At 49.2% G+C, this 2,295-nt stretch carries 5 protein-coding genes and 1 pseudogene; all 6 read right to left on the bottom strand.

Going from position 1 to position 2,295, the window contains the following annotated elements; translation table 11 throughout:
• Positions 1-203, bottom strand: a pseudogene (locus G4V62_RS19035) (N-acetylmuramoyl-L-alanine amidase); the annotation flags it as partial.
• 11 nt (positions 204-214) lie between these two features.
• On the bottom strand, positions 215-517 hold the full coding sequence (locus G4V62_RS19030; RefSeq protein ID WP_165205213.1) for a hemolysin XhlA family protein: 303 nt from the start codon (positions 515-517) through the stop codon (positions 215-217).
• A gap of 52 nt (positions 518-569) precedes the next feature.
• The gene (locus G4V62_RS19025) at positions 570-1,532 is read right to left on the bottom strand and encodes a S8 family serine peptidase (RefSeq protein WP_165205211.1); all 963 of its coding nucleotides are present in this window, start codon (positions 1,530-1,532) and stop codon (positions 570-572) included.
• 56 nt (positions 1,533-1,588) lie between these two features.
• Positions 1,589-1,732 carry an XkdX family protein gene (locus G4V62_RS19020; RefSeq protein WP_165205209.1) on the bottom strand — a complete coding sequence of 48 codons (144 nt, stop codon included), beginning with the start codon at positions 1,730-1,732 and terminating at the stop codon, positions 1,589-1,591.
• Complete coding sequence (locus G4V62_RS19015) at positions 1,725-2,072, bottom strand: hypothetical protein (RefSeq protein WP_165205207.1); 348 nt, start codon at positions 2,070-2,072, stop codon at positions 1,725-1,727. Before G4V62_RS19015 ends, G4V62_RS19020 begins: the two co-directional genes overlap by 8 nt.
• Before the next feature lie 3 nt (positions 2,073-2,075).
• A partial coding sequence (locus G4V62_RS19010; protein ID WP_212508856.1) for a hypothetical protein occupies positions 2,076-2,295 on the bottom strand: 220 nt, incomplete at its 5' end.

Raw genomic sequence — 2,295 nt, 5'->3', positions numbered from 1 at the left:
AAATGATAACCGATGCCTGGCCAGTCGTGGGTATTGACGTGGTAATTCGCAAAGGCTTCCGCCGAACCGGAAAGGGTTAGAGAATGATGGATGGCGATATATCGCTTAGACGCTATACCGTAATCTTTGTATCGTCGCCAACGGTGTTTCGGCAGGGATTGACGTTGATCAGAAAGTTTCGGAATGCTTTGGAATGTGCACATTTAAACCCTCCTTACTGCACTGGCGAAGAAAAGGCGGCAGTGATAACTGTGCCAATAACCGCCGTAACAACAGCACCAACCACAATTTTTGTAAGCATTCGCCTAATCCACTTAGTGTCATCCCTAATCTCGCCTAACGATTCGTTAAGCGTATTAATGTGTACGTCATGTACATCAAGTCGTCTCTCCATTTTATCTGCGCGATTGTCTAGGTCTTTAACGTCGAGCTTGAGTTGTTGCAAGTCGTCTTGATGCCGTTCAACTGTACGTTGCAAAAATTCATCATTCACAAGCTCACCTTCTTCCTTTGCCATGATTTGCCCCCTTTTTTATCTGTAGTAGGCATGAAAAAAGACCCCAAGTAATTTATTCTCGCGGTATCAATCTATCTAATATAACGACCAATTCTTGACGACTTATATAATCAGAGGGACGCGTGCCGTCAATCCAACCTTCATTATATCCTCGCACCCAAGATGACTGCGCCCACGAAGCCGCCTTATCAGCAGGTTGTTTTACAGCAGGCGCTAACTCAACGTCTCTACGCAAAGTAACCACCCCCTCGCCGACTAGACGTCTATCCGCGTCAATCGGCTCACAGTGCGCTAATAAGCGATCACACAACCGATCTCTGCCGTATTGCTGTACCAAAATAGCACCTATACCTGCCACGATCGGCGTAGCGTAACTAGTGCCGTCTTCGATCGTCGTACCAGACGGCCATCTAGGGTCGTTATTAGGCACTCGGACGTTTACGCCTAAAGCGACGCAATCCACCGATACATCGCTATTACTAAAGCGAGCCGGACGACGGTCTTTATCTACCGCACCGACCGCGACCACGTCATCATAAGAAGCCGGATAACGAACCTCATCCGTTGTAGCGTCGCCGTCCCCATCATTGCCGACAGCGCACACGACGAGTACGCCCGCATCTAGTGCACGTCTTATCGCTAGGTATTGCGCGTGGCTGTCGTACTTGCTACCCCTCGATATATTGATCACGTCCGCGCCTTGTGCCACCGCCCAATCGACCGCCTGCGCCGTATGGTATGCAAGCGAAAACGCGCCAGTCGATACTTTCGCGATTAAAAGTTCCGCTTCTGGCGCTACGTTTGCGACTGTGCCGGCAACTCTCGTGCCGTGTCCGTGTGTGTCGCTAGTGTCGTTATAATCCGGCTGTACGAAGTTACGGCGTGCTACGACGCGATCACGTAAGGCGTCGTGCCCTTCCCATGCGCCGGTGTCGATGACTGCTATTTTAACGCCTTTGCCGGTGTATCCCTGTCGGTGCTTGCGCGTGAGACCGTGAAACTCGTTTATATCCACGTTTTTGCCGCCTCCTTTCGTGTGAACGCATAAAAAAAAATACGCCTAGGTGGCGTTTATTGGCTTGGTACGTAGTCGATACCGGTGATTTCTTTGTATTGTTTCGGCGTAATCCAATTCGCGAGGACGAAAATCTTTACGCCTTCGTTCGTGTAGCCGTCGAATCCACCGTCGTAATACTTTTTGATCGTTTTAAACATTCGCATTCGCCTCCAATTGCGCTATTTTCATCGTTAAGGTTGCGTTCTCTTGTTCGAGTGTCGTGATTTTTACGTCTTGTGAAGCGTTACCCATAACGAGTCCGGCGTTTTCTTGCGTGATTTCGTCGAGCTTTTTGCGCGTATCTTCTTCTGATAACGGCGCGTCAACGTATTGATAATACGGTTGGTTATCCGCATCGAGATATAGCACGGCGCGTTTGCCTTCGCGTGATTCTGGCGTTGGAAGGTCGGCGACTTCTTCGCCTTTTTGGCGCTGTGTTTCCGTCGGTTCGTTGGTGCGTAAGGTTACACGACCTGTTTCGTCTGTTATTAAAATCATCTGTTAATCAACTCCCGTTATTTTTATGCCTTGGAGTATTTTCTTTACTGTATCGTCCAATGACCCACTATAGACGTACCCATCTGCGTCTACTGCTACTGCACGGACAGAGCTAGTGTGCCCCGTAAAAGTCCATACTTCGTCCCCAGAAGGTGAGATTTTCTTTACAGTATTGTCCTGCGCCCCACTATAGACGTACCCATCTGCATCTACTGCTACTGCA

Origin of the sequence: Litoribacterium kuwaitense (genome assembly GCF_011058155.1) — a bacterium.
Taxonomy (GTDB): domain Bacteria; phylum Bacillota; class Bacilli; order Bacillales; family DSM-28697; genus Litoribacterium; species Litoribacterium kuwaitense.
Note: the sequence above shows the minus strand (reverse complement) of the source record. Positions and strands in the feature narration are given on the sequence as shown.